We start from the raw sequence: 25,051 nt of genomic DNA on the forward strand, positions 1-25,051 counted from the left end.
TTTCGGGGTTCAGTTCAAAATCATCAGATTTTATTTCAGATGAAAAAAATTAAAATCCGGAATTCCACCTTGTCTATAAAAAAGACTGCAGTTCATTTGTCTGCAGTCTTTCCAAATCATTATTAATCAATCGTTATCTTTGTATTGTGATAGGACAAAGATAAACCGTTGTCTGTTTGCTGCAAATCCCCATTTAGAGGTAAAAAGCAGTTCTTTTTATGCGCAGACTCACTATTTATAGTTAAAAACAGTCCGGTTCTTAAAAAGAAATCTTTACACCGGCAAAATAACTCCGGGGAAGTCCGGGACCGTATATATATCCCGAGTCCCGGTCAGGGCCCTTGTCAAAATCCGATTGATAAGCTTCAAATATGTTACGTACACCGGCATTCAATTGTAAACCGATCTCTTTACTTATTGAAAAATCATAAGCCAGTTTTACATCCATATCCAAAAAATCACGCGTATCCACCGCAATATCTTTGGGAATATACCCTTTTGCATGCGGCACCAGCATTTCACCGGTATAAGTACCGGAAAGCACTACCGAAAAACGCTTGACCGGATTAAGTAAAGCCGTAAAATACCCATATACATCCGGTGTACGGAAAATTTTTCTTTCAGCAGGCACCTCCGGATCTTCACTCCATTTTTCGGGTTCCTTATAACGGCTGCGCTGTATCGTCGCTCCGGCCTGTAATTCCAGCCAACGGGTAAAAACAGCGCGCCCTTCCAGATTTACTCCCATTACCTCCGCTCCGGAACCGTTCCGTCTTTCCTTCGTCAGAATCCCATTGTCCGTACTGATATCTTCCAGAACAAATACATCCTTCAAATTTGTATAAAACCCTTCTACCAGCAAATTCACCTGCACCTGTCCGAAACGATGATACATATCTGCCGAAACACTGACACTTTGCGACCGTTCTTCCTTCAAATCCGGATCGATTTTTATTATCGCCACCTTTCCACCGACCGCCGCAATATGCAAATCCTCGTCAAAAGCCTGCGGTGCCCGAAAACCTCCCGAATAACTGGCCCGGAAATTCAGATTGGGAGTCGGATTATACCGGATATTCACGCGCGGACTCAATACGACATGATCCAACATATTGTGCTTATCTGCCCGTCCCCCTATCAGAAAACTCCAGCGATCGTTCTTCCATTCGTTTTGTATAAAAGCACTTACAATCCGTGTCGTCTGGTCAAAATCCCGGTTATACCCGCAAATCTTATCCGCCAGGCGATCGTAATTAAATTCGGCACCGACGGTTAAGTCCGAAGGCATAAATAAAAACCGGTCGAAATGATAAAACAACTGACCGCCGCCGACATATGTCAAATCCGTCGTATTCCCGTAAGCATTCAAATCTTTTCCCGTACCGTAATAGCTCTCCCGGTTAATGTGTTGTACCGACGAAAACAAGCTGAAACGGTATTTTTCATTCGGGGCAAAATAATCGAACTTCAAACTTCCCGTATTGATATCATGTTCCACTTGCTCGGCTATATCGGCCTCGTGTGGCGGTCTGTCCAACTTATTACCACCCCGTCTGAATTCATGAATGGTATGATATTCGGCTGTCAGCCGGCTGTAAGTTCCCGTTTTCAAAAACGAACGCATCCCCAATGTCTTACTTTTGATCTTCGGCAACTCCGTATATCCGTCTCCGTCATAATCGTATCCCGGCCGGAAGCGCGACTGCCCGAACACATACAGACCTGCTTTCCGGTTATCCGAAACCAGGGAAGCATTCAATGAAGTCGCATGATCGTATGTATTACTTCCCCCCAACATCGTTACATTATGGGCAATTTGAGCCGAATTACGCTGTGGCTCTTTTGTAATGATATTGATTGTTCCGGCAATTGCCGATGACCCGAACAAAGCGCTTCCCCCTCCCCGCATTACCTCTACACGTTCAATCATATTTGCCGGGATCTGCTCTAACCCGTAAACTCCGCTCAAAGCACTGAAAACCGGACGCGAATCAATCAGTATCTGAGTATAGGGACCGTCCAGCCCATTGATTCGTACCTGTTGAAATCCACAATTCTGGCAATTATTCTCCACCCGGACCCCCGGCTGAAAATTCAGCCCCTCGGCTAAACAAACTGCTCCCTGTGTCTCAAACATCTTTGTATCCAAAACCTTTACTAAAGTCGGAGCCATCCGCCTTGTCGTCTCGTTCCGGTTAGCCGAAACCACCACTTCGTCCAAAGCCACCTGATCTTCCTCTACCTCAAAATTAACTTCCAGGGTTTTCCCTTTCTTCAGCACGACCTCCCGCTGTACCGGCTTATAACCGACAGCCGTTACAACCATCGTAAACTTTCCTTCCGGCAGGTTTTTCAAAAAATAATGTCCGCTTGCATCCGTCGCCGTTCCGATTGTTGTTCCCTTCAATGCCACTGTCATAAATGCCAGATGTTCTCTGCTTTTTTTACTTATCACATGTCCGTATATATTGGCGTCTGTCGGATTCAGTTCAGGCGGTATACCCTGTAAACAAACAGACACACTCAACAACAATACCACTAAAAGTATATATCTCTTCATCATAAACAAATTTCTTTAAAAACATAAATAATAAGATAGTCTGAACTCCGGGACAACTGAATTTCAGATCGTTGATTGATCGGAAAGAATGAAATAAAAACAAAGATTACAAGATGAAAAATCGTTCATCTTCCAATAAAACGGCTCTCCCTGAAACGTCATATAAAATAACGCAACAGATAAACGATAAAAATAAATCGTAAATTATAAAAGAGAAATTCAATCTGAAATCCGATCACAGTCCCTATAGACCGGCCGGAGGACCACGAAGAGATAATACGCCGGGTACAGCAGATATAAAAACCGATGCACCGGACACACAGAGTACGACGGGTAATTCCAAACAAACAGCGGCAAAATCGAAACAGGGAACGACATCTGTCGTCGAAGTATACGAAGTAACGGCATGTATCAACTGGAACCCGGCATGTGTATGCGAATGGGGAGGCTGTCCCGGAACATTTTTAAACAAATGCGAATGCACGATCGTTACCCCATCCACGACATGGACGTGGGTACAAAGCGAAATAATCCCGATATATCCGATAAAGATAACCGGAAGCAAGAACCTCATTATTTCATTTATAATCCGCTTCACATTCTATTTTTAGAGAAATGCAAAAATAGTAAAAATCGAATATCTTTTCATATATTCACGCAAATTATAAATCTTATCTATAATGACATAAAAAGATATGATCGGATTTATTAAGGCTGACAACGGTTTTTATCGTAATTTTGGAACAAAATAATTATAAATCAATAAAAACAAACGATTATGAGTGAAACGATATGTCATTGCTTTGATGTAAGCCGTGAAGAAATTGAGAAAGCCATCCGCGAAAAAGGACTGAAAACAGTAGAAGAAGTAGGAGAAGAAACCAATGCAGGAACAGGCTGCGGCGGTTGTCAGGAACAAATTCAGGAAATCCTGAATGAAATAAACGGAAAATAAAAAAAGGTGCCAGTGCTGGCACCTTCTTTATTTTAATAACCGAATATCTCTTCCCGGGTCAAACGGGTAATCGGTCCGTATTTTTGCAAACCCTTCAAATCCAGTTCTTTTTCGTCTCCTAAGATACAATACGTATACGTACGACCTTTAATCCATTCTTCCTGGAATTTCTTCACATCCTCCAACGTCATCGTCTGGGCTTTTTCAAACAACTCCTTACGACGATCCGTTGTCAGCCCCAAATCTTGTGCCCCCAAATAATTCCACAATATATCCGATTTCGTGATACGCTGTGTCCGTAAGCGGGTCAGGAGAGCATCCTTAGCCAGCTTAAAGGCGTTTTCCGATTCCGGCATATCGTTGATAATTTCATCGAAAGCCGCCAATGCATCTATCATCTTATCATTTTGACAAGCGATAAAAGTATTGAAAATATAAGGCTTATCCAACTTTCCGGGTTGACTGAGACCGGCTCCGGCCGAATAAGCCAAACCGCGGGCTTCACGCATTTCCTGGAATACAATGGCATTCATTCCACCGCCGAAATACTCATTGTACATGGATAATACTGGATAAATAGACGGATTGAATTTTTCTCCCCGATTGGAAATAGAAGCCATATAAATCTGTTTTGCATCGTAAGGAGCAATAAGCACCTTATTGGTCGGCGTCAACTGAGGAACGAAACATTTATTATCAGGGACAGGAGTCAATTGCTCCGGAACCTGGTGCTTGTCATTGATAACAGCAACCACTTCCTCCATCGTCATCGGACCGTAATACAGTATCTTATGCGCATAATTGTTCAGTTCACTGGTCCGCGACAGTAAATCTTCCGGCTTCAACTCCTGCAGTTCCTTAGCCGACAATATATTGCGGGCGGGTGAATTCGGTCCGAATTGAGCATACTGGGTCAATCGGCTGAAATTGGCGGATTGGTTCAATTTTGCATTCTGACGGGATTTCAAAATATCGGCCTTCATGTTTTCCAGAACTTCCGGAGCCGGTTGAGCATCTGCCAGCAAAGATTCGAACAATTCCATTGCCTTACCCATATTCTCACTCAATCCGGATATACCTACAAATACCCGTTCCGTTCCCGGAGATACAAAATAGTCACAAGCCAATTTATAGAATTCCTGTTTGATCTGTTCCGGAGTCATCTTGCTGGTACCCAGATAATCCAGATACTGTACGGCCGTTCCTAAAACTTTGTCCTGAGAAGTACCCATATCAAATACATACATGATCGTAAACAGATCGTTCGTTGTATTCTGCTTGTAAAGCACAGGAATGCCCGATTTAGCCGTCGTCTGTCCCATATCCTTGGCATAATCCAAAAATACCGGTTCGATCGGTTTCACCTGCGAAGCCTGAATTTCCCGCAAAAATGCACTGGAAGTATCCCGGTTCATAAAAATCGGCGTAATGGCAGGCTTTGACATTTTCTTTTCATTCGGGTCTTTTCCTTCCCGTTTGTATACCACAGCATAATTATCCTTGAAATTCGCATTTGCAAAGTCCACAATCTGTTGCTTGGTAACTTTACTCATTTTATCCAATGAAGCCACCTTATCTTTCCACTCGATTCCATTGATAAAAGCATCCACAAACTGATCGGCCCGGGAGCTGTTGCTCTCCATCAACGATTGCATATAACGTTTATAATTGTTTACCGTAGCCTCGATTAAACTCTCGTCAAATTCGCCTTTCTTCAGTTTTTCGACTTCCGCCAATAAAATATCTTTGGCTTCTTCCAACGTCTGTCCTTGTTTCGGACGGGCATTCATCATAAACATACTGTAATCGGACATCATATTCGGATAAGCATAAGCCGACAACAATTTTTGTTGCTGATTGATATCCAAATCGATCAAACCCGCTTTACCGTTATACAAAATCTGTCCCACCAATTCCAGTAATTCAGCATCCGGAGAAGAAGCTCCCGGAAAACGCCAGGCCAAAGCCACATTTGCAGCCTCCAATCCCAGGACTTCTTTTACAATCGGTTGCTCTATGGCAGGTTCCGGCTGGAAATTCAGCTTCGGTAAATTGGGGTTCGGTTGCATACCTCCGAAATATTGCTTGATCGTAGCAATGACTTCATCCGGATTGAAATCACCCGACATACAAATAGCCATATTGTTGGGCACATACCATTCCTTGTAATAGTTCTTGATATTGGTAATAGACGGATTCTTCAAATGCTCCTGTGTCCCCAACACCGTTTGGGTTCCGTAAGGATGATTCGGGAAAAGAGCCGCCATTATCTGCTCGTACACCTTCCGGTTATCACGTGTCAAAGACATGTTTTTCTCTTCATACACCGTTTCAAGTTCTGTATGGAAACCGCGGATAACATTATGCTGGAAACGATCAGCCTGTATTTTAGCCCAATTTTCAACTTCATTCGAAGGGATATCCTCTACATAAACCGTCATATCGTTACCGGTATAGGCATTCGTACCGTTGGCGCCGATAGCGGACATCAGCTTGTCATACTCATTCGGGATAGCCAGCTTCGAAGCTTCATACGAAATACTGTCGATTTTCTTGTACAAAGCCGCACGCTCGCCTTCGTCCGTTGTTTTCCGGTACACCTCAAACAAATTCTCGATTTCATCGAGCATCGGTTTTTCCTGTGCATAATTCTGCGTACCGAACTCTTCCGTACCTTTAAACATCAAATGCTCAAAATAGTGAGCCAAACCGGTCGTTTCAGCAGGATCGTTCTTACCGCCGACACGCACGGCAATGTAAGTCTGAATACGCGGCTTTTCCGGATTAACGGTCAGATATACCTTCAAACCGTTATCCAAAGTGTATATGCGGGCATTCAAGGGATCACCCGGCACACTTTCATAGTCACGGGATGTGTTGCAAGAAGCCAACAAAGCTCCCAACACAGCCAAAAACAAAACATAAAAGATTCTTTTCATACTCATATATTTAGGAAGTTAACATCCGTCGTGAAAGCAATCTTCTACTACCCATCCTATCATTTGGAAACAAATATACTTTTTTTTAATTATTATCAAATAATTTCATTTAATAAATGATAAAAAAAACAGAGGTAAAACCTCTGTTTTCTCAATATATCGTCTTATCTTCTTTCGTTCGCCACAACCGGAACTCTTCTCCGGCCTCTTTTTCCCGCTGATTACAAAAAGGAATACTCCGCTCTGCCTCCGGCATCTCAATTTCCCGGTATATAAACGAATCATCGAATCCAGCCTCTGCAGCATCCGTCTTCGTACAGGCATAATACACCTTGTCCGGACGAGCCCAGTAAATAGCTCCCAAACACATCGGACAAGGCTCACAACTGCAATAAATTTCGCAACCCGCCAACTGAAAACTACCGAGTCGGCGGCAAGCCTGCCGGATCGCATTTACCTCGGCATGTGCCGTCGGATCATTATCCGGAGTAACCGTATTAGCAGAAGCAGCAACCACCTTTCCGTCTTTCACAACCACCGCTCCGAAAGGACCTCCTGCCCCTTTTTTCACATTCTCTACAGCCAACCGAATGGCCTCTTCCATAAACTTCTTCTCGTACATAATAACTATTTTCTCTTTTTGACTTTGTGACTCTGTGACTCCGTCACCCTATGACTTTTACTGTACCATATCATAAACAAGCCGACAATTACAAACGGAATACTGAGCCATTGTCCCATATTAAGAGCCATATCAGCTTCCCACGGCTCCTGCGGTTCCTTTATAAATTCAATAAAAAAACGGGCTGAAAAAATCAGTATCAAAAACAATCCGAACAAAAAGCCCAAATGCTCCTTAGCCCGTGTTCTCCAATAAAAATACATCAGAATTCCGAAACTGAGCAGATAACAAACCGCTTCGTACAATTGAGCCGGATGTCGCGGCGTCGACGGATCAGCAATCCCGCTGGCGTTGACAAACTGAAAAGCCCAGGGCACATTGGTCGCTTTTCCGATAATCTCCGAATTCATCAGATTCCCCATCCGGATAAAAAAACCGGCCAAAGCAATCGGAATGACAGCCCGGTCCAATATCCAAAAAATCGATTTTTTACTCACCTTCCGCGAATAATACCACAATCCTGCAATAATACCAACCGCTGCACCATGACTGGCCAGTCCCTGAAACCCGGTAAATTTGAAAGGATTGAACTGAAACGGTAATACAATTTCCAGAGGATGCTGACTATAATAAGCCCAATCGTAGAAGAAACAATGCCCCAAACGGGCACCGATCACCGTCGCAATAGCCACATATATCCACAATTTATCCAACCAGGCCTGGCTCAACCCCTCCGACTTAAACATCTTTTCCTCCACCTTATATCCGAAAATAAAGGCCAAAGCAAATAACAAACCGTAATACCGGATCGAGATCGCCCCCAGATTGAACAATTCCGGGTCTACATTCCAATTGATATACAATAACATTGATTCAGGATTTATAGCTTATGATTTACGGTTCCTCTCCTTCCGGACAAAAACCGCAAATCACAAATCTAAAATTAATTATTCTGTCTTTCCGTGACAATTCTTATACTTCAAGCCGCTTCCACAAGGGCAGGGATCATTACGTCCCACCTTCGGACCGACACGCACCGGCTCATGTTTCGGCGGTTGTTGATTCTGTGGAACCGCAGCTTCTGCACGCCCTTCTTTCATACGGCTCATGTCCGTACGGCGTTCCCTGGCTTCCCTGACTTCTTCCGGTTCCTGCATCGGAATCTGTCCTTTCATCAAAGTAGATACGATACCCCGGTTGATCTTTTCAACCATGGTTTTAAACAAATTATAGGATTCGAACTTATAAATCAACAGCGGATCCTTCTGTTCATAAGCTGCATTCTGTACCGACTGCTTTAATTCGTCCATTTCACGCAACTGCTCCTTCCAGGCATCGTCAATCTGTGCCAATATGATTGACTTCTCATAAGAGCGCATCAGATCCTCTCCCTGACTCCGGTAAGCCTTTTCCAAATTCGTCACCACATTATACATCCGTTGTCCGTCTGTAAACGGAACGACGATATTCTTAAACATCTCTCCCCGGGTCTCGAATACATTCTTGATCACCGGATAGGCCTGCTCTGCAATATGTTCCCCCTTACGCGTATATACTTCCCGCACCTTATCGTACAATTTCTCCGTCAAATCCTCGGCCTTCATAGTTTGGAATTCCTCCGGCGTAACTTCAAAATCGATCGAGAGTATACGCAAAACTTCCATCCGTAAACCTTCCAGATCATTCGCCGGCTGATATTCATTCACAATAGTTTCACATACATCGTAGGTATTATTGGCAACAGCAACCCCGATACGCTCTCCCAACAAGGCATTCCGGCGCTGTTTATAAATAATCGTACGCTGGGAATTCATCACATCGTCATATTCCAGCAAACGCTTCCGGATACCGAAATTATTCTCTTCCACTTTTTTCTGTGCCCGTTCGATAGAACGGGTGATCATCGAATGCTGAATAACATCTCCCTCCTGATGACCCAAGCGGTCCATTACCCGGATAATTCTTTCGGAACTGAACAAACGCATCAGATCGTCTTCCAGAGAAACAAAAAACTGGGAAGATCCCGGATCTCCCTGACGTCCGGCACGGCCCCGCAACTGACGGTCCACACGACGGGAATCATGCCGCTCCGTACCGATAATAGCCAAACCTCCCGCTTCCCGTACCTCCGGAGTCAACTTGATATCGGTACCACGACCGGCCATATTGGTAGCAATAGTTACAGTACCTTTCTGTCCGGCCTGTGCTACAATATCAGCCTCTTTGTGGTGCAACTTCGCATTCAGCACATTGTGAGAAATATTCCGCAATTTCAGCATACGGCTCAATAACTCCGACACTTCTACCGAAGTCGTACCTACCAATACCGGACGACCGGCTTCTACCAGACGGACGATTTCATCGATCACCGCATTGTATTTCTCCCGCTTCGTCTTATATACCAAATCGTTGGCATCCTTCCGGATGATCGGTTTGTTCGTCGGGATCACAACGACATCCAGCTTGTAAATATCCCACAACTCACCGGCTTCCGTTTCTGCCGTACCGGTCATACCGGCCAGTTTATGATACATACGGAAATAATTCTGCAACGTAATCGTAGCAAAAGTCTGTGTAGCCGCTTCAACCTTCACATCTTCTTTAGCTTCAATCGCCTGGTGCAGACCATCCGAATAACGGCGCCCCTCCATGATACGACCGGTCTGCTCATCCACAATCTTCACCTTATTATCGATCACCACATATTCTACATCCTTCTCGAACAAAGTGTAAGCTTTCAGCAACTGACTTACAGTATGCACACGCTCCGATTTCACGGCGTAATTCTGAATCATTTCGTCTTTACGCTGTAACTTCTCGTTTTCATCCTTCACCGTCTTTTCGATTTCGGCGATTTCTTCACCGATATTCGGAAGAATAAAGAACTTCGGATCCTCGCCGGCAGCAGTAATCGCATCGTGTCCCTTATCCGTCAAATCGATCGTGTTCTGCTTCTCATCAATCACAAAATACAGCGGATCTGTAATTTCCGGCATCCTCCGGTTATTTTCCTGCATATATTCGTTTTCCGTCTTGATCAATATTGCCTTATTCCCTTGCTCACTCAAAAACTTAATCAAAGGTTTATATTTCGGTAAACCTTTATGTGCTCTAAGCAACAGAACTCCCCCTTCTTTCCGCTTCTTCGAATCGTCACTATTCAGCAACTCCTTCGCTTCATTGAATATCTTCATCACCAGCTCACGCTGCATCCTTACCAAACGGTCAACACGCGGCTTATATTCGTCGAACATCTGATCGTCCCCTTTCGGTACCGGACCGGAAATAATCAAAGGCGTACGGGCATCGTCGATCAACACCGAGTCAACCTCATCCACAATCGCATAATTGTGTTTACGCTGTACCAGATCCTCGGGATGAACCGCCATGTTATCGCGCAGATAATCGAAACCGAATTCGTTATTCGTACCGAAAGTAATATCCGCCATATAAGCCTTACGGCGTTCCGGAGAATTAGGCTGATGCTTATCAATACAATCCACAGACAAACCGTGGAACATATACAAAGGTCCCATCCACTCCGAGTCACGCTTTGCCAGATAATCATTCACCGTCACCATATGCACTCCGCGCCCCGTCAAAGCATTCAGAAATACCGGTAAAGTAGCAACCAACGTTTTACCTTCACCCGTGGCCATTTCCGCAATTTTGCCCTGATGAAGCACAGCCCCGCCGATCAACTGTACATCGTAATGCACCATATCCCACGTCACCTCATTTCCTCCGGCAATCCACGAATTAAACCAAATCGCCTTATCTCCTTCAATCTCCACAAAATCATGATTCACAGATAAATTCCGGTCAAATGGGGTAGCTGTTACCTCAATTTCCTCGTTTTCCTTAAAACGACGGGCTGTATCCTTCATAATCGCAAAAGCCGCAGGTAACAATTCCGTCAGAATCTCCTCCACCTTCTTATCAATCTCCTCTTCCAGCTTGTCGATACGGTCGTATATTTCCTCCCGTTCTTCGATTGTCGGCCGTTCTTCATCCACCTTTCTCTTCAACTCTGTTATCTCGTCCTGCTCTTCCTGTATATGCGCCCGGATTTTGGCTTTCAAATCATCGGCAGCAGCACGCAACTCGTCATTACTGAGTCCTTTTATCTTTTCCCATTCGGCATTTACCTTGCCCACAATCGGCACCAACTCCTTCATATCCCGATCCGACTTATTACCGAGTAATTTCTTCAATATATCATTTAAACCCATTGAATTGTAAATTTTAAATTGTAATTAATATTTTGTTGCCTGGCAACTCTGTTAAAAATATAACTTATAAAAATAAAACTTTCGATCCTTACCGGAAATCGTCATTCATTAAAATGCACGACCTGCCTTCAAACCGGGATTCATATCCGAATCCTGGGTCATAAATCGAAAACTGTATCAGGATTACAGCCCCGGAGCCCGGATTTTATGGGAAGTATATGCCGGAGTCTCGATTTGCTCCGCTTTCCCGTAATCAGACAAAAAAATCGTCTTATGAACCGCAATGTCCGGCGACCAGAAATATTCCGGAGCCAGGTCAAAAACAAGCTGCTCCGCTTCCTGATCCCCGACATATTCCGACACCGTTTTAACCGTAGTCGTAACAATCAGCCTGCACCTTTCCCCCCTTAAAGGCTCCGGGTTTCCCTGCACCTTTAAAGGAACTGTCACGACACATCCGGCCATGACATACAATGCCGCTATCAAATACCTGTTCATTTCCACAAGCTACAAAGTTAAGCTAAAAAGTAAAAACGGAAAATAAAATCCTGAAAATATTAAATATCCTCCGATACCACAAACACCTCCTGAAACAAACGCCCGGGCTCCCAATTTATTTTATACGGTACATATTCCTGTAAATAAATATTTAACGGACAATCCAAATGTATTTTTTTTTTAAACGCGAACACTTTACATATACCGCTTCCACACTTTCCAAACGGTACATCAACATCAATTCCAATGCCGTAAAACCCACTGCCAGAAAACACAAAAACTCGACATCCGTATCCCGAAGCTCAGGATGGGACGCCCGTAACTTATCGGCAATTCCGTCAAAACATTGATTTATAATTTTACACAACACCGTCTTGCCCTCCCCGTCTATAATTTCCTTTTCTATAATTTCATAAATACGGTGATAAATAATTTCATAACGATTCTTATATTGTCCGAACAACAATGTCAGATGTCGTACATACGACAATATAATCCCCGAGATAAATTTAAAATCCTCATCCCCTTTATCCGCTACAATTCTTTTCTGCCTTCTCCTTCTGCTAAAAATTCTGTAAACACTCTCTTTTAGCCCTTGAATCTGATCGATAAAAAATGTTTTTTCCATAAGTACGTAAAATTTAAAATTTGTAAATTAAAGTTACGCACTAAATTATTAACATTTTTTTACATCAAACCTATATATGAATTAATTGCATAATTGAAAAATAGTATATTGTAAAATATAGAAATGCAATCCGTCGGATTAATCATTATATTACAGATTAAAATAAGTAAAGTTTATATTCTGATATAAAATACAATAGACATTTATAATATTTATTGTAATGACAAAACGGTTTCCCTTTCCGAAAAGTAAAATATTTCTAAATATTATATATATTTCCGATGATTTAGACCGGATAACCGGAAAAATACAACAGGTATTATTGAGATAAAAATCAATATATCGTTGTTCCCAACCGGAACATCGGCAGGTACATTGCAATCAGAACGGCAGCCACTAAAGCACCGACACCCAGTACCAAAATCGGTTCAAGCAGATTACCCGCCTGCTTCAATCCGTGCTCGAGGCGCTGGCTGAGTTCCTCTCCCTGTCTCGACAACATATCCCCCAAACGGTTGGTTTCTTCTCCCACACGCAACAACATGACCAATTTACGGTCGTACAAACGGGGAAAAAGCGAAAGGGCAGTGGAAAAAAGGGTTCCCCGTCCCAGTTCCTGAGCAATGGAGGTAAAAGATTTACGGTAAGGGTAAAAAGAAATAATTCCCTCCAGCAAGCCGATACTCCGTAAAAGCGGTACCCCTGAACTATTCAGCAACCAAAGTAAACTACAAAACCGGGCTTCACAATTCTGCCGGATAAGTCCGCCGACCAAAGGAAGACGAAGCAGAAAAGCAGCTACAGCCGATTGCACCTCCGGGCGTTTTCCGAAATAACGAAAAAACAACGCCCCGCCTCCGGCGACTGCCGTCACTCCTCCCAGCCAATACGGAAACGAACGGGAAAGAGCGATCATACCGCGGGTCATGGCCGGCAATTCTCCCCCCATACGGGTATATACCTGCTCGAACATAGGCACCACCACTAAAATCATAAACACCAATACGATAACCGCCGTTCCCAATACCACCAAAGGATAACTGACGGCACTCGAAATCATCCGGCGACGGGCAATCCGTTTACGGTAATATTCAGCCAGAAACACCAAAGCTTCACTCAACCGTCCCGTTTCTTCTCCGATACGTACAACTCCCCGGTCCAAAGGAGAAAAACCTCCGTTTTCTTCCAACGCCTGCCACAAGGCATTTCCTTTCACCACAGAACAATGTATCGACTTTAACATTTCTTTTATCCGCCCCTTTTCTTCGCCTTCCGTCAACAGTGAGAACGAGCGGCTGAAATCAAGTCCCGAAGCCAGTAAAGAACTCAATTCCGAAAACAAAGTCTCTTTTCTCGAATCTTTAAAAACCAAAACTGCCATTACACCTGATTTAAATAAATACCTTTATTGATCTTTTACCTGTTCTCTTCTGTCTGAAAAACTTTTCCCCACCGTTCCGGACCGCGATCAGTACAACCGAATCCGAATTCTTTCCGATGTTTGCCCAATTGCAGAAGTACATACAAGCTGTCTATCCGTTTCGGAACATCGCTTTCAGATGTCCATCTGACGTCATCTACATTTCGGAACAACGTGTCCCGCAAAACGGGTATACAATCGTCCCCTTCCCCGAATAACACAACCAGACAATCTCCCTCCCGGTACAGATACACCTCATTTCCGGCAGCACGATGAACGACCAGTCCGTCCCCCCTGACAGTAAGTGAATCTGCCGACATACACAAAGTTTCCAGACGGGAAACGGCCGTAAAAAACGTACTTTCCGACAAACTCCTCTCTGTCTGTTGTCTTCCGTAACGCCCTGCCATATTCCAGGCCTCAAATACCATGAGAAACACAATTCCTCCGACTATCATGACCACCAGCAATTCAGGCAAAGTCATAGCCCGATAGGTATATTTCCGAACACATCGCATTTTTACCTGCACCTTCTTTAAACCTATCGGATTCATACAGTAAAAACACCTTCTAAAACAGTTGCCCCATCGGCTTACACCTATTCGGAACCTCATGTCCATCTATTTTAAATAAACAAATACCGGCTTATACTGCCCGTGTCCTGGAATAACCGTCAGAGTTACCTGCCGGAAACCCGGACGATAAGGCTTGACATCTACTCTTATTTTCCCCCACTTGTATTCCAGGGTTTCATTCTCCTCCTCCTTTCCGGATAAACGGTAATAGGTACGCACGGCTGTGACGGCATCCGTCAACTCTATCGGTTCGCTATCCTGCACCGAAAACCGTACCAAAGTTTCCATCGTCACGGCAAAGACAATCATCAGGATCAAAGCCGCAACAATCACTTCAACCAAAGTCGAAGCCCCGAGCCGTTTATTTATTCCAGCCATCCGATCACCTCCTTTTCCGTATCTCCGGCCAACCAGAAAGGCCAGATCATGTCCTTACTTTCTGACAAGTCCACTCCATACAGGATATCTGCATAATAGCCCGCCGGAGAAAAATAATAACTCTCCCGAAGAAAAAGAGCCCCCGCTACTTCTCCCTGCACCTGGGCAATACCGTCCACATACACCAGTCCCCTCACCTTCGCCGTCGGAACCTGACGGTAATGCAGCACGGGAGGCCGGTTTTCCGCTCCATCCCCGTCGACCACGACATAACCGTTCAGGACAGCACTATCCCGGATTTCAACCCTTCTTGCCGGATTTTCCGCACTTAAAAACACCCCCGAAGGATACTCCAACTCCACCTGCTCATCCAACACTACCGTATCCCGGGCAAAAATCTGCAATGATCCCCGAAAACCTTTACCCACCATTACAGAAGGCGCTGCTACCAAAACACGGCTTAAACGGCACTCCGGACCGATATACAAAGGAAAACGGCTGTACAACACCAATCGTCCGGCATAGTTTCCGCTAACCCGTTCTTCACAAACAACCGTCAAAGTTTCCTCCCGGAAACTACGCTTCAAACCGGCAAAACCGTCGCAGGGAATGGAAAGCGGTTCCCGCAGACGACCATACTCACCGGCTTGTTTTCGTAGTCCTTCCAAAATTTCCGGCAAACCCGTCCCACTCCGGCAAACGGCAGAATCTGCCAGTATCTCCCCGGTGAAAAATTCGGAATTGACTGACGTATAATTGATTCCGGCTTTCGGTACGGCTACCTTTCCCCGGATTACCGTACGGCCGGCCAGACAAAAAACAGCCCCTTTATCACTCACATACAATTGTACATTACGGTTATACAATCGTTTTTTACCTACCCAACGTACCGAAGCTCTCCCCGAAGCAAGTGAAACTGTCACGACCTCATACAATCCCCAGGGTAAAACTTCAACCCGGATACGGGAACGTTCGTCCGGAGGGAAAAGCACATAACCGGAAGTATCCGTCAGTACAACCGACGTATCCCGGCAATACAACAAAAAACCGGAATCCAGCCACATTCTCTCCTGTTGTTCCGCCACCCATTCCCGGACAGGACGACCATAATACATCTTCAACGAAAAAATTCCGCAGACAAACAACAGCATCAATACAGACACCACAACAACCGTCGCCAGAACCGAAGCTTTAAACGTCTTCATATCCTTATTTTTTCAATACGTACCTCTGATTCCCCTTTACAAATACGGCAGAATCTCCGGCTGATTTTACAATCCGGAAGCCGTCAATTACGTCTCCCACCCCCACAATCTCACGACGACCGTCCGACTCCAACAACACATACGCCCGTTTTCCCCGCCTCAATCTGCCCCGGAAAAGAAAAGACGGCGGATCAGCCGTATGCAAGGGCATATCGGGAACAAAGAAAGCTGAGGGACGTATAGCCGATTGCTTTCCGGAGTTTACCTGTAATTCTGACTTCAGGAAAGGATCGGGATAATCTACCCGTATACTGTCAAATACCGTAACAGCAGGTGACGGCCGGTAACCGTTAACGGCGTCCATATCTTTCTGATCTCCCAAAGCGCCGGCAATCCGCCAAATAACGATACTCCATACAACGGCAACAACAAGCAAAAGCACACCTACTACCTTTCTATTTTTCATAGTTACTCCCTTTTATTCCCGATCTGATTCATTCCCGATCTACCGAAAAAGCCAAAACAGTATCCTGTGACTCATAAGCCGAATTACATCCCCTCACCGACCACTCATAAGGTCCTTCCGGCAAAACCGTTTTCCAATGATTGCCGGTTACCAGTGTATCTGCAACATAACGGCCGATACGGGCAAAGGACGGAGACACCACCACCAGACGGTAGGCAGAAGCCCCCTCCATCAACTTCCAGACAAATACCTGCTCCGCTTCGTTTAAGACCCATCCCGCTCCGGGAGCCATCACCTCCACCTTTTTCCGGCTGATATCTTTTTCGAAGACATCTTCACAAGACAGGAATAACAAACAATACGACAAAAACAACACTTTAATTTTCATAACCTGTTTTTAAATAAACCCTATAACGAATGACACATTTTATTTAACAACAACCTTTATTCAAGCGACAATCCCCAACGCTGAAATTTATTTTTCCCCCGCCAACTCCACAACAATCAATGCCAAATGCAATTCCGGCTTGTCATTGTATCTTTCCTTAAACAACCGGAATCCGGCAGAAACGATCTTTACCGAAGGCATTTCCGTCTCCAATACATCCATGAAACGAAGTAATCCGCCATACCTTCCGGCCAAAACCAATTCGCCCGCATACAAACAATACTTCCCTTCCTTATGAAGCACTACGGGCAAATAACTGACGACCCCGACATTTTCGCGGCGGATGATTTCCGTCAGCCCGTCCAGTAACTTACCGTCCACCAATAAGGAACCGCCGATCTCCTCCTGCTTCATTTCATTCGGTAAAGGCAATTTCTGTTCCGACAATTGTTCCGACTTCACTTTTTCAGCTGTATACCGCTTCCAAAGGCCTACGCTTCTCTTCAAAGCGAATGACCAGACAAATAAAGGCAACACAACGACCAGTACCGATAATTTCACAAGCCCCGTATATTCTTTCATAACTTCTATTTTAATCCCGGAATTAAAGAAACCTTGATTTCAAAACGATATGCCTCCCGTCCCGACAACCTGTGTATCGTTTTTAATTCTATTTCCCGGCAAAAAGTTTCCTTTTCCAGCAAACGGCAAAAACGGGTAACCGTTCCGGGATCCGAAGTCTCCCCGCCAATCAACACCACTCCCGATACGATTTCCGGATCCCGCCCCGATCGGAGCTTTCCCTCAAAAGGAGCTACACTCAATAAAGACAATTGCATCTCCCCCGGAACATGCCGGGCAATCCGGTCCAACAGTAAAGCACAATGCCCGACCGACCACCTACGGACTTTCTCCGACAAATTGCGAATTCCTTCATCCTCCCGGCTTCTTCCTTCCCGTTCCCGCATACGTACCGCCACGATCGCCTCCTGTTCCCGCACTCTTTCTTCCAATGCAACGGTTCCGAAAAAATTACCGATCAGTACGATCAGCCAAAAACACAACAACGGTAACCTCAAGCGCCGGAAAACACATTCTCCCAACACCTTTCCTTTCCGGTCAGGCCGGAACAAAACCCGAAATCTCATTTCTTCCTTTCGGATCCGCAACCACCGGACAACTTCATCTTCTTCCGGCGAAGACAGACTTTTTTCTTCTCCCCTGGACAAATACACTCCGTACACCTGTATACCTCTCTGTTTCAATCCGGTTACGACCTCGTCAGCCTTATCCCGCCGCATAAACCGTAACACCGTTCCATCTTCCCTCTGTTCCGAATCGTATAACAAATCCGGATTCCCGGTAATTCTGCGTATACTTTCATCACCTTCCCGGTAAACCCTCCGCAATACCCCTTCCCCCTCCAGCAATACGAATGTTAAAGCCTGCCTTCCTGCGACTTTTTCCGGTAAACACACACATTTTCCTTTACGCAGTACATACAGAACCGTTTGAAAACTTCCGTCCGGCAGAATAACCACCTTTAGAAATTGAGCGTATCCGGTGATAGTTTCAGGTAATACCATTGTTGAATTATTTATAATACTGTCGGTTTAATAAAAATATTGAGTTTTTGGTTCACCTTATTATTTCTGGTCGATCCGAACAACCACTTCAACAAAGGAATACGGGCAATATAAGGCAATCCCCGGCTACTGCGGTCCCGGCTGTTGCGTTCAATCCCGCCCAGCAACACCATTTCACCGTCTTTCACCCTGATCTGAGACTTAAAACTACGGGTAGCCGTCGAAGGGGGAGCATCTTTTTCCTCTTTTCCCGTAAATTCGCTCTGTTCGATTTCTACCTGCAAAGTGATATGTCCGTCCTCTCCCACATAAGGTACAATCCGTACACACAAATTAGCATCTATACTTTTCCAGGTATAGGAATCCGATTGTATGGGAGTCTGTGACCCGATAATATTACTCGACACTTCTTTGTAATACCGGGTTTCCCCGCTTTTCAGCGTCGCCTCGTGTCCGTTCAGCGTCGAAAGTTTCGGTGTCGAACGCAACTCAATATCTCCGGCCTCTTCCAGAAATTTAAGATTCATGTAAAAATCAGGAGTAACCCTTCCCAGATTCACCGATCCGAAACCGTTGAAACTATTGATCAGCTTATTTACCGATACAGCTCCCAAAGTCATATTGATACCGGGAGAAAAAGAGCCCTTCGTTACCGCCGGCTTCTCCCCCAGGCCGGCCTCAATTCCGGCTTCCCGGATCGTACTTTTCGTCACCTCGACAATCATAACGTCAATCGTTATCAAAGGTACTCTCCGGTCTATGCTCTCCAGAAAACGACACACGGCCGTCACATGCCGGCTGTCTCCGCTTACGATCAAACTGTTGAGATCGGGGAAAAGCTGCACCTGCACCTCTTTTTTCAATGCATCCGGTATCAGCTCGGGTAAATGCTCCGCCGTACGATAACGCAACGGAACGACACGCGTTGTCACCAAAGCATTCTCCTTCCCTGTTGTTCCGAATACATACACCCCGTCATACTTCCCGCAACTGATCCCGCTTCCCGCCAGTACAACGTCGAAAAAAGTCTCATACTCTATATGCTGTAAATACACCGAAGTCTGGCCCTTCAAAGGGGTGGCAAAAAAATAATTCAGTTTTAGCAACTCACAGGCTTCTGACAATATATCGCTCAAATTTCCATTTGTTATATGTGCGGTAAGACAGCCCAGACTATCGGCCGATAACCGGTCTGTTGCATATACCTCTCTCCGGACAAAATGCTTATTCCGTTCCTGCCCTTCAGATTCTCTTTCTCCGGAGGAATCAAAAATCCATACGCCTCTCTTTTCTTCCGTAACCACCAAACCGTTAGCTGCAGCCAAAGCACGGATTGCATCAGGCACTTTTAATTGTTGCAGATAAGACGATACGCGGGAAGCATACAAATTCTGAGGTACAATTACATTTTGTCCCGTCAGCCGGGTGATGCAACGAGCCACCTCCGGAAGCAAAACTTCCTGAAAATCGAAAGAGAGAGAAACCTGTAACGAATCGTAACGCACCGTTGGTTCCGGTTCGGATTGCGGTAAAACGGCAGCTGAACGGAGAGTCACAATATTACCGCTGATTTCGGCCTCCAAACCGTACTCCCGGCAAAGAAAATACAACAGGTCTGTAATACGTGCCCGACTGAAATTACAGGCGACCAAAGGATCGGTTGCCACCTTTACACATAAATTCACCTGATTGACTGTCGCAATACTACGTAATAACTCGGAAAGCGGAATATTTCCCACCGAAAGATCCGTTTCCTGCAAATAAGCGGGATCCCTGCTTCCCAAACTATCCAAAGTCCTTCGTAAAACATCTGTCTGTACTACCGCCAAAGAGTCGGCACTCTCCTGGGCATACACACTTCCCGATACGACCAATATAATCACTGAAAACAAACACCTTAAAATCATAACCTACCGTTTATTCGTTCAACAAGGGCAATACCTCTTCCAGAGAAGTCAGACCGTCCTCTAACAGTTGCAAGGCAGACTCTCTCAATGTTTTTATCCCTCTTTCCTTTAACAAAGCCGCTATTTCCGTTTCCTGATTACGAATGGCCAAAGCCAAACGCGAATCGACAGGCAGCACCTCATAAACGGCCTTCCGCCCGGAATAACCGGTATAATAACAAGCCTCACATCCTACAGCCCGGAAAAGACGGCGGGGAATACCGGCCAAATGCGCCAATCCTCCCTCCTCTGCATTCATCCCGCACTTGCAATGAGGACAAAGCAAACGCACCAAGCGCTGAGCCATACACAAAAGCAACGTATCGGCAATCAGAAAAGAATGAAGTCCCATATCCGTAAGGCGGGCCACACATCCCCAGGCACTGTTCGTATGTATCGTCGAAAAAATCAAATGCCCCGTCAAAGAACTTCTTACGGCCATACGGGCCGTTTCCGTATCCCGGATTTCTCCCAACATGATAATATCCGGATCTTGCCGTAAAAAAGTACGCAAAGCACTACCGAAGGTAAGTCCGATCTCCTCCTTCAACTGCACCTGATTGACCCCCTCCAGTGTATACTCCACGGGATCCTCTATCGTCAGAATATTATTGTCTTCACGGTTCAGCAAACGTAAAGTGGCATACAATGTAGTGCTTTTACCCGAACCGGTCGGACCGCTGATCAGGATCAACCCATGCGGATTGGAGACAGCTTCCCGGTAATCCGCCAATTGCCTGTCATCAAAACCCAAATTATCCAGATCGAGCAATTCCGTATGACGCGTCAGTAAGCGAAGAACGATCTTTTCACCGTATATGGCCGGCAGACAAGACACCCTGACATCAAAACGACAGGCCTCCCTATTGAAAAAAATCCGTCCATCCTGCGGCAAACGCTTTTCAGAAATATCCAGATTAGCCAAAATCTTTATCTGATTGACCAAAGCCGCATAATTCTCCTTTCCGATTGCATATCGTTCCAATAAACGCCCGTCTATCCGGAAACGTACCCGGCAACGCTCCTCATAAGCTTCAAAATGCAAATCGCTGGCATAACAATGATAAGCCTCCAATATCAACCGACTCAAAAAATCCGAACTTCCTACATCATCATCTGACATATCCGCGATCGCTCCCCCATGCCGATAACACTGCCGCATAAGCCGCTCGAATCCGTCTTCCGGTAAAACTTCCACCTGTAGCTTCACCCCCCGGACTACGGCAATTTCCTCCCGTACACTGTCATAACAACACCCTTTTTTACCATAACATTTCAACTCTCCGGCATTCCTCTCCACAGGAATCAAATGATAGGCACGGGCTTCCTCTGCTGTAAAAAAACCCGTTATACCGGCCGGAATATGCTTCTCATCCATAACCCAAAACACGCATTAAGATTAACAACATATACATACATCCCAAACCGCCCACCAGAGGTATTGTCACTTCCCTCCTTTTTATCCGGACATACACCCACCACACCGACAACATAATCAAACCGGAAAAAGTCAGAAAAAAAGTCAACTCCCAACAGGAAAAAGCAGGCAGCAACAACAAACAAAACCACAAATCCCCCACTCCGATTTGTTTACGTAACGATTTTTTGCCGTAACGCAGGTAATAATACCCGGCTACAATTATTCCTATAAAGCAAAGCAACGACAGATTTACGAATATTCTCACAAAGAATGCACAGCACCCCCATTCGTAATAAGACATTCCCCACTGTAATATTCCGAACAGTAACAAATCCGCCAATGTAATTCTACGCATCCGGAAATCCGAACACATCATACTTCCCAAAGGCAGTATCAATAACAAATCCCACATATTGCTTTATTTCAGGCCTTAATCTTTCGTTACTTCCTTCAGGTTTTTATCCTGGTCGATTTCCCAGACATTGTATGTCCCGTCTCCGTCGAAATCGACCACAGCGGTAGCCTTCGCTTTAAATCCTTTCTCACTGGCTTCGGTAACTTCAATCCGATAATTGGCACTTCCTCCGTCCGTCACCAGCTTCTGCTGCTCAAAACCCAACTCCTCCAAAGAAGCCGAATACCGGGAATGCATATAAAAATGAGTTTTTTCCAAGGTGTGCAAAAACACCAACTGCTGCTGAGCCTCCGTACTTTTAGCCTTTGATATAAGAGGCATCAGATTAGGCAAAGCGATCAAAACAAGAATCCCGATGATAACAAGCACAACTAATAACTCAGGCAAAGAAAATGCCTTCAACTCCGATTTTGCACGAATAGATTTCATAACGATTGCATTTGATTATTCGTGCTAAATTTAAAGCACAAAATCCAAAAAGATTCTCCGACATGCAAACAGAAACCTTATCACTGCACTTCTAAACACCTGATTATAAGACCTGTTTTTTACAAAAACCTTATCACTGCAAAAACAGCCCTTTTTTAACTAAAAAAGAGACCAAAAAACACCGGATATATCAGAATGACAAAAAAATTTACATCATAAAAAACAAAAAAATTTCCGGCAGATTTTTGCCGGAAATATATTAAAACAAGCTTATTGCTTATCACGCAATCTCCCTTTACAAAGAATACCTATTAAGTATCCATTCCCCATCGCATTAGGACGACCCAGAAAATTGATATTTAAATCGGGAGAAGGTTCTAATATACTAATATACCGTTCATTTATAACAAAATAAAAACGACTGTTACGAAGAAGCGTTAGCATAAAATTAGGGATTGTTGATCACTTTTTCTGGAAAGGACGATTTTGGGGGATAAAATAAGACAAGAACAACCAAGATTTAACAGAAATAAGCAGTGAATAGGCAAAAAATGCCTTAAAAATGATTTTTTAGCGGCAAAGCCGCCCGTCTCTGAAAAAGAAGAGGGTGTCCAAAAAGTGAACTGGCCCCCAAAAGTTGGACACAAAACTTTTGGGGGTAAGTTCATTCCTAGTGGCTTTGTTCATTATTCAATATTTGTTATCTCAAATTCAAATCCACTTAGCTTTTCTTCTTCAACCATTTTCCTGAAAGCTGGTGAACAAAAATAAATCGGCTCTGGCCGTAACAATCCACGTCTAACACCAACTTTTTGCCTACTTGCATAGAAATCATATTTCCCGATTGATTGGCTATTTAAAACGTAAGGTTCTGACAAAAGATTTAAACCGATTGTATCACCTTTTGGACATTTGTAAATTTCTCCTTCGTTACTCGTTGATAAATCAAATGGATTAATACCTACAATCGTATTGGGCGATAATTCAATATCCGTATTTGCAGTAAGTTGGTAATATTTTTCAACGTTGACAGCACCAAACTGTAAGCCTTTTAAATTTCTCCGCTTTACTGCATTTACAAACTTTTCTGATACAACTACTTCGCCCCCTATTGTTTTAGCAATATCCTTTTTGGGCATCGTTCCTTTCTCAAGAATTAAAGGACTTACCTGTTTCCTGTTAGCTCCGCATATAGTACAAGCTGCCGTTTCATCATACAGCGTTCCGCATTCTTCACCTGTCGGCTCAAATATTGTTTTTATTTTTAAATGCAGTAATATAGCTGTATCTAATTCCCTTCTACTGTATTTACGTCCGATTTTCCAACCAAAGAAAAATTTCCCGTTATATTTTTTCCTTACTTCTTCTGCAATAATTGGCACTTGCCTATATCTTGAGTCTTCCTTTGAGAGTTCAACAACTTTTACAGATGTTCCTATATTCTGACCTTCATCTGCTTTAAAAAGAAAATGAGCATAATCGTAGTTTATTCTAAGTTCTAATGTTTCTTTCATTACTATTCTTAAATTTTAGATGTTCCTATATTCTGACCTTCATCTGCTTTAAAAAGAAAATAAGTATAATCGTAGTTTACAGTAAATTCTAATGTCTTTCATTACCATTTTTAATTTTAATAGCTTGGCGGCAATGGATACTTAGAATAAACCTGCTTCATTATATCTTGTAATTCCGTGGCACTCGGAACACCTTTACCATAAGGCCACAATGCTCTAAACTCATTTGTGATTACTTGGTGATATGATGCGTCTAACGGAACAAGTGGACCATCCTTCCCACCGCCTAAATATTTCGGAGTGATATGGTGCATCTCTATTTTACCTGCTTTGCTTGGATATAGGCTCCGTGCTGTCTTTAGCAAATCATCAGAATACTGTATTTCCCCCTTAGCAGCATGCCTCGCCAATCCCTGCAATCCCAAAATTCCGGCACTTAAGCCTGTAGCAACCAACTCCGGATTAGTCCATTGGCTTAAAGCTTCGCTCCATCCCATCCGCAAAGCATTAACCATTGTCGGATTCAACATATAACGGGCTGCATTATTACGCGACCAAGTCGTTGAAAATTGATCCAAAGCATTGAGTTGAGCTTCTGAAAATTGGTAATCAGCCAACCCATATTCTCCTTTTAAATAATCATTAAAACCGGAAGAATGAATATATTTGACATCCCAGCTTGAGGCTTGTAAAAGCGCCAAAAAATCAGCAATCCGATCATCAGGAACTTTTATAACATCGTCACTCTTATCTGAAGATTGAAATATTACATTATAATATTTATCTACATAATGGGTACTAAGCTGACCGTCCGGGTCAATATAGATAAGCGGATTATTCCTGCAATAAGCATACGGACTCAAACCGTAATACTT

Annotated in this window: 22 protein-coding genes and 1 pseudogene; 1 reads left to right on the plus strand and 22 read right to left on the minus strand. The window is 44.1% G+C overall.

Features of this window, described 5'->3' with window-relative positions:
* Positions 1-259: 259 nt before the first annotated feature.
* Together DD657_RS15040 and DD657_RS15045 are read right to left on the minus strand one after the other, a co-directional pair.
* A complete protein-coding gene (locus tag DD657_RS15040; RefSeq protein WP_068692100.1) occupies positions 260-2,560 on the minus strand; it encodes a TonB-dependent receptor in 2,301 nt (766 codons plus the stop codon).
* Positions 2,561-2,804: 244 nt separating this feature from the next.
* Complete coding sequence (locus DD657_RS15045; protein ID WP_068689414.1) at positions 2,805-3,134, minus strand: DUF8478 family putative metalloprotein; 330 nt, start codon at positions 3,132-3,134, stop codon at positions 2,805-2,807.
* 204 nt (positions 3,135-3,338) lie between these two features.
* Here DD657_RS15045 and DD657_RS15050 point away from each other — a divergent pair, with 204 nt between their 5' ends.
* Positions 3,339-3,515, plus strand: coding sequence for a (2Fe-2S)-binding protein (locus DD657_RS15050; RefSeq protein WP_021986896.1), 177 nt, complete (start codon positions 3,339-3,341; stop codon positions 3,513-3,515).
* A 32-nt stretch (positions 3,516-3,547) separates the two neighbouring features.
* Here the strand turns inward: DD657_RS15050 and DD657_RS15055 are convergent, their stop codons facing one another.
* From DD657_RS15055 to DD657_RS15150, 20 genes and pseudogenes are all read right to left on the minus strand, one after another.
* Entirely contained in the window at positions 3,548-6,454 is a 2,907-nt protein-coding gene (locus DD657_RS15055) for an insulinase family protein (protein ID WP_118773696.1), read from the minus strand.
* A 151-nt stretch (positions 6,455-6,605) separates the two neighbouring features.
* The gene (locus tag DD657_RS15060; RefSeq protein ID WP_021986898.1) at positions 6,606-7,076 is read right to left on the minus strand and encodes a nucleoside deaminase; all 471 of its coding nucleotides are present in this window, start codon (positions 7,074-7,076) and stop codon (positions 6,606-6,608) included.
* Positions 7,077-7,081: 5 nt separating this feature from the next.
* Positions 7,082-7,945 carry a prolipoprotein diacylglyceryl transferase gene (gene lgt, locus DD657_RS15065; RefSeq protein ID WP_021986899.1) on the minus strand — a complete coding sequence of 288 codons (864 nt, stop codon included), beginning with the start codon at positions 7,943-7,945 and terminating at the stop codon, positions 7,082-7,084.
* Positions 7,946-8,023: 78 nt separating this feature from the next.
* Complete coding sequence (secA, locus tag DD657_RS15070) at positions 8,024-11,308, minus strand: preprotein translocase subunit SecA (RefSeq protein WP_021986900.1); 3,285 nt, start codon at positions 11,306-11,308, stop codon at positions 8,024-8,026.
* A gap of 183 nt (positions 11,309-11,491) precedes the next feature.
* Positions 11,492-11,812, minus strand: coding sequence for a hypothetical protein (locus DD657_RS15075; RefSeq protein ID WP_021986901.1), 321 nt, complete (start codon positions 11,810-11,812; stop codon positions 11,492-11,494).
* A 145-nt stretch (positions 11,813-11,957) separates the two neighbouring features.
* On the minus strand, positions 11,958-12,434 hold the full coding sequence (locus tag DD657_RS15080; protein WP_021986902.1) for a hypothetical protein: 477 nt from the start codon (positions 12,432-12,434) through the stop codon (positions 11,958-11,960).
* Positions 12,435-12,768: 334 nt separating this feature from the next.
* Complete coding sequence (locus DD657_RS15085) at positions 12,769-13,815, minus strand: type II secretion system F family protein (protein ID WP_287050737.1); 1,047 nt, start codon at positions 13,813-13,815, stop codon at positions 12,769-12,771.
* Positions 13,816-13,850: 35 nt separating this feature from the next.
* Positions 13,851-14,408, minus strand: coding sequence for a type II secretion system protein (locus tag DD657_RS15090; protein ID WP_021986904.1), 558 nt, complete (start codon positions 14,406-14,408; stop codon positions 13,851-13,853).
* A 66-nt stretch (positions 14,409-14,474) separates the two neighbouring features.
* Positions 14,475-14,807, minus strand: coding sequence for a hypothetical protein (locus tag DD657_RS15095; RefSeq protein WP_021986905.1), 333 nt, complete (start codon positions 14,805-14,807; stop codon positions 14,475-14,477).
* Positions 14,795-16,012, minus strand: a complete 1,218-nt coding sequence (locus DD657_RS15100) for a hypothetical protein (RefSeq protein WP_118774706.1) — start codon at positions 16,010-16,012, stop codon at positions 14,795-14,797. The genes DD657_RS15095 and DD657_RS15100 overlap by 13 nt, the downstream gene beginning before the upstream one ends.
* A gap of 4 nt (positions 16,013-16,016) precedes the next feature.
* Complete coding sequence (locus DD657_RS15105) at positions 16,017-16,478, minus strand: hypothetical protein (RefSeq protein WP_287050740.1); 462 nt, start codon at positions 16,476-16,478, stop codon at positions 16,017-16,019.
* A 28-nt stretch (positions 16,479-16,506) separates the two neighbouring features.
* Positions 16,507-16,866, minus strand: a complete 360-nt coding sequence (locus DD657_RS15110) for a hypothetical protein (protein WP_021986908.1) — start codon at positions 16,864-16,866, stop codon at positions 16,507-16,509.
* An 87-nt stretch (positions 16,867-16,953) separates the two neighbouring features.
* A complete protein-coding gene (locus DD657_RS15115; protein ID WP_118774708.1) occupies positions 16,954-17,448 on the minus strand; it encodes a hypothetical protein in 495 nt (164 codons plus the stop codon).
* Positions 17,449-17,453: 5 nt separating this feature from the next.
* A complete protein-coding gene (locus tag DD657_RS15120) occupies positions 17,454-18,452 on the minus strand; it encodes a PilN domain-containing protein (protein WP_287050743.1) in 999 nt (332 codons plus the stop codon).
* An 11-nt stretch (positions 18,453-18,463) separates the two neighbouring features.
* Entirely contained in the window at positions 18,464-20,359 is a 1,896-nt protein-coding gene (locus tag DD657_RS15125; RefSeq protein WP_068689394.1) for a type II secretion system protein GspD, read from the minus strand.
* A 10-nt stretch (positions 20,360-20,369) separates the two neighbouring features.
* Positions 20,370-21,776 carry a GspE/PulE family protein gene (locus DD657_RS15130; protein ID WP_287050744.1) on the minus strand — a complete coding sequence of 469 codons (1,407 nt, stop codon included), beginning with the start codon at positions 21,774-21,776 and terminating at the stop codon, positions 20,370-20,372.
* Entirely contained in the window at positions 21,769-22,230 is a 462-nt protein-coding gene (locus DD657_RS15135; RefSeq protein ID WP_068689390.1) for a hypothetical protein, read from the minus strand. Before DD657_RS15135 ends, DD657_RS15130 begins: the two co-directional genes overlap by 8 nt.
* Before the next feature lie 18 nt (positions 22,231-22,248).
* Positions 22,249-22,662 carry a type IV pilin protein gene (locus DD657_RS15140; RefSeq protein WP_021986914.1) on the minus strand — a complete coding sequence of 138 codons (414 nt, stop codon included), beginning with the start codon at positions 22,660-22,662 and terminating at the stop codon, positions 22,249-22,251.
* 686 nt (positions 22,663-23,348) lie between these two features.
* The gene (locus DD657_RS15145; protein WP_287050745.1) at positions 23,349-24,176 is read right to left on the minus strand and encodes a hypothetical protein; all 828 of its coding nucleotides are present in this window, start codon (positions 24,174-24,176) and stop codon (positions 23,349-23,351) included.
* 116 nt (positions 24,177-24,292) lie between these two features.
* Positions 24,293-25,051: pseudogene (locus DD657_RS15150) on the minus strand (hypothetical protein); the annotation flags it as partial.

The sequence above is a fragment of the Culturomica sp. genome (assembly GCF_003524185.1).
In the GTDB taxonomy this organism is placed as follows: Bacteria; Bacteroidota; Bacteroidia; order Bacteroidales; family Marinifilaceae; genus Culturomica; species Culturomica massiliensis.

What these genes read in the sequence shown, in the direction of transcription:
- DD657_RS15140 (WP_021986914.1), bottom strand. Translation starts at nt 22,662, where the DNA reads ATGAAATCTATTCGTGCAAAATCGGAGTTGAAGGCATTTTCTTTGCCT.
- DD657_RS15145 (WP_287050745.1), bottom strand. Translation starts at nt 24,176, where the DNA reads ATGAAAGAAACATTAGAACTTAGAATAAACTACGATTATGCTCATTTT.
- DD657_RS15080 (WP_021986902.1), bottom strand. Translation starts at nt 12,434, where the DNA reads ATGGAAAAAACATTTTTTATCGATCAGATTCAAGGGCTAAAAGAGAGT.
- DD657_RS15100 (WP_118774706.1), bottom strand. Translation starts at nt 16,012, where the DNA reads ATGAAGACGTTTAAAGCTTCGGTTCTGGCGACGGTTGTTGTGGTGTCT.
- secA (WP_021986900.1), bottom strand. Translation starts at nt 11,308, where the DNA reads ATGGGTTTAAATGATATATTGAAGAAATTACTCGGTAATAAGTCGGAT.
- DD657_RS15095 (WP_021986905.1), bottom strand. Translation starts at nt 14,807, where the DNA reads ATGGCTGGAATAAATAAACGGCTCGGGGCTTCGACTTTGGTTGAAGTG.
- DD657_RS15115 (WP_118774708.1), bottom strand. Translation starts at nt 17,448, where the DNA reads ATGAAAGAATATACGGGGCTTGTGAAATTATCGGTACTGGTCGTTGTG.
- DD657_RS15130 (WP_287050744.1), bottom strand. Translation starts at nt 21,776, where the DNA reads ATGGATGAGAAGCATATTCCGGCCGGTATAACGGGTTTTTTTACAGCA.
- DD657_RS15090 (WP_021986904.1), bottom strand. Translation starts at nt 14,408, where the DNA reads ATGAATCCGATAGGTTTAAAGAAGGTGCAGGTAAAAATGCGATGTGTT.
- DD657_RS15085 (WP_287050737.1), bottom strand. Translation starts at nt 13,815, where the DNA reads ATGGCAGTTTTGGTTTTTAAAGATTCGAGAAAAGAGACTTTGTTTTCG.
- DD657_RS15055 (WP_118773696.1), bottom strand. Translation starts at nt 6,454, where the DNA reads ATGAAAAGAATCTTTTATGTTTTGTTTTTGGCTGTGTTGGGAGCTTTG.
- lgt (WP_021986899.1), bottom strand. Translation starts at nt 7,945, where the DNA reads ATGTTATTGTATATCAATTGGAATGTAGACCCGGAATTGTTCAATCTG.
- DD657_RS15050 (WP_021986896.1), top strand. Translation starts at nt 3,339, where the DNA reads ATGAGTGAAACGATATGTCATTGCTTTGATGTAAGCCGTGAAGAAATT.
- DD657_RS15060 (WP_021986898.1), bottom strand. Translation starts at nt 7,076, where the DNA reads ATGTACGAGAAGAAGTTTATGGAAGAGGCCATTCGGTTGGCTGTAGAG.
- DD657_RS15045 (WP_068689414.1), bottom strand. Translation starts at nt 3,134, where the DNA reads ATGAGGTTCTTGCTTCCGGTTATCTTTATCGGATATATCGGGATTATT.
- DD657_RS15040 (WP_068692100.1), bottom strand. Translation starts at nt 2,560, where the DNA reads ATGAAGAGATATATACTTTTAGTGGTATTGTTGTTGAGTGTGTCTGTT.
- DD657_RS15105 (WP_287050740.1), bottom strand. Translation starts at nt 16,478, where the DNA reads ATGAAAAATAGAAAGGTAGTAGGTGTGCTTTTGCTTGTTGTTGCCGTT.
- DD657_RS15110 (WP_021986908.1), bottom strand. Translation starts at nt 16,866, where the DNA reads ATGAAAATTAAAGTGTTGTTTTTGTCGTATTGTTTGTTATTCCTGTCT.
- DD657_RS15120 (WP_287050743.1), bottom strand. Translation starts at nt 18,452, where the DNA reads ATGGTATTACCTGAAACTATCACCGGATACGCTCAATTTCTAAAGGTG.
- DD657_RS15125 (WP_068689394.1), bottom strand. Translation starts at nt 20,359, where the DNA reads ATGATTTTAAGGTGTTTGTTTTCAGTGATTATATTGGTCGTATCGGGA.
- DD657_RS15135 (WP_068689390.1), bottom strand. Translation starts at nt 22,230, where the DNA reads ATGTGGGATTTGTTATTGATACTGCCTTTGGGAAGTATGATGTGTTCG.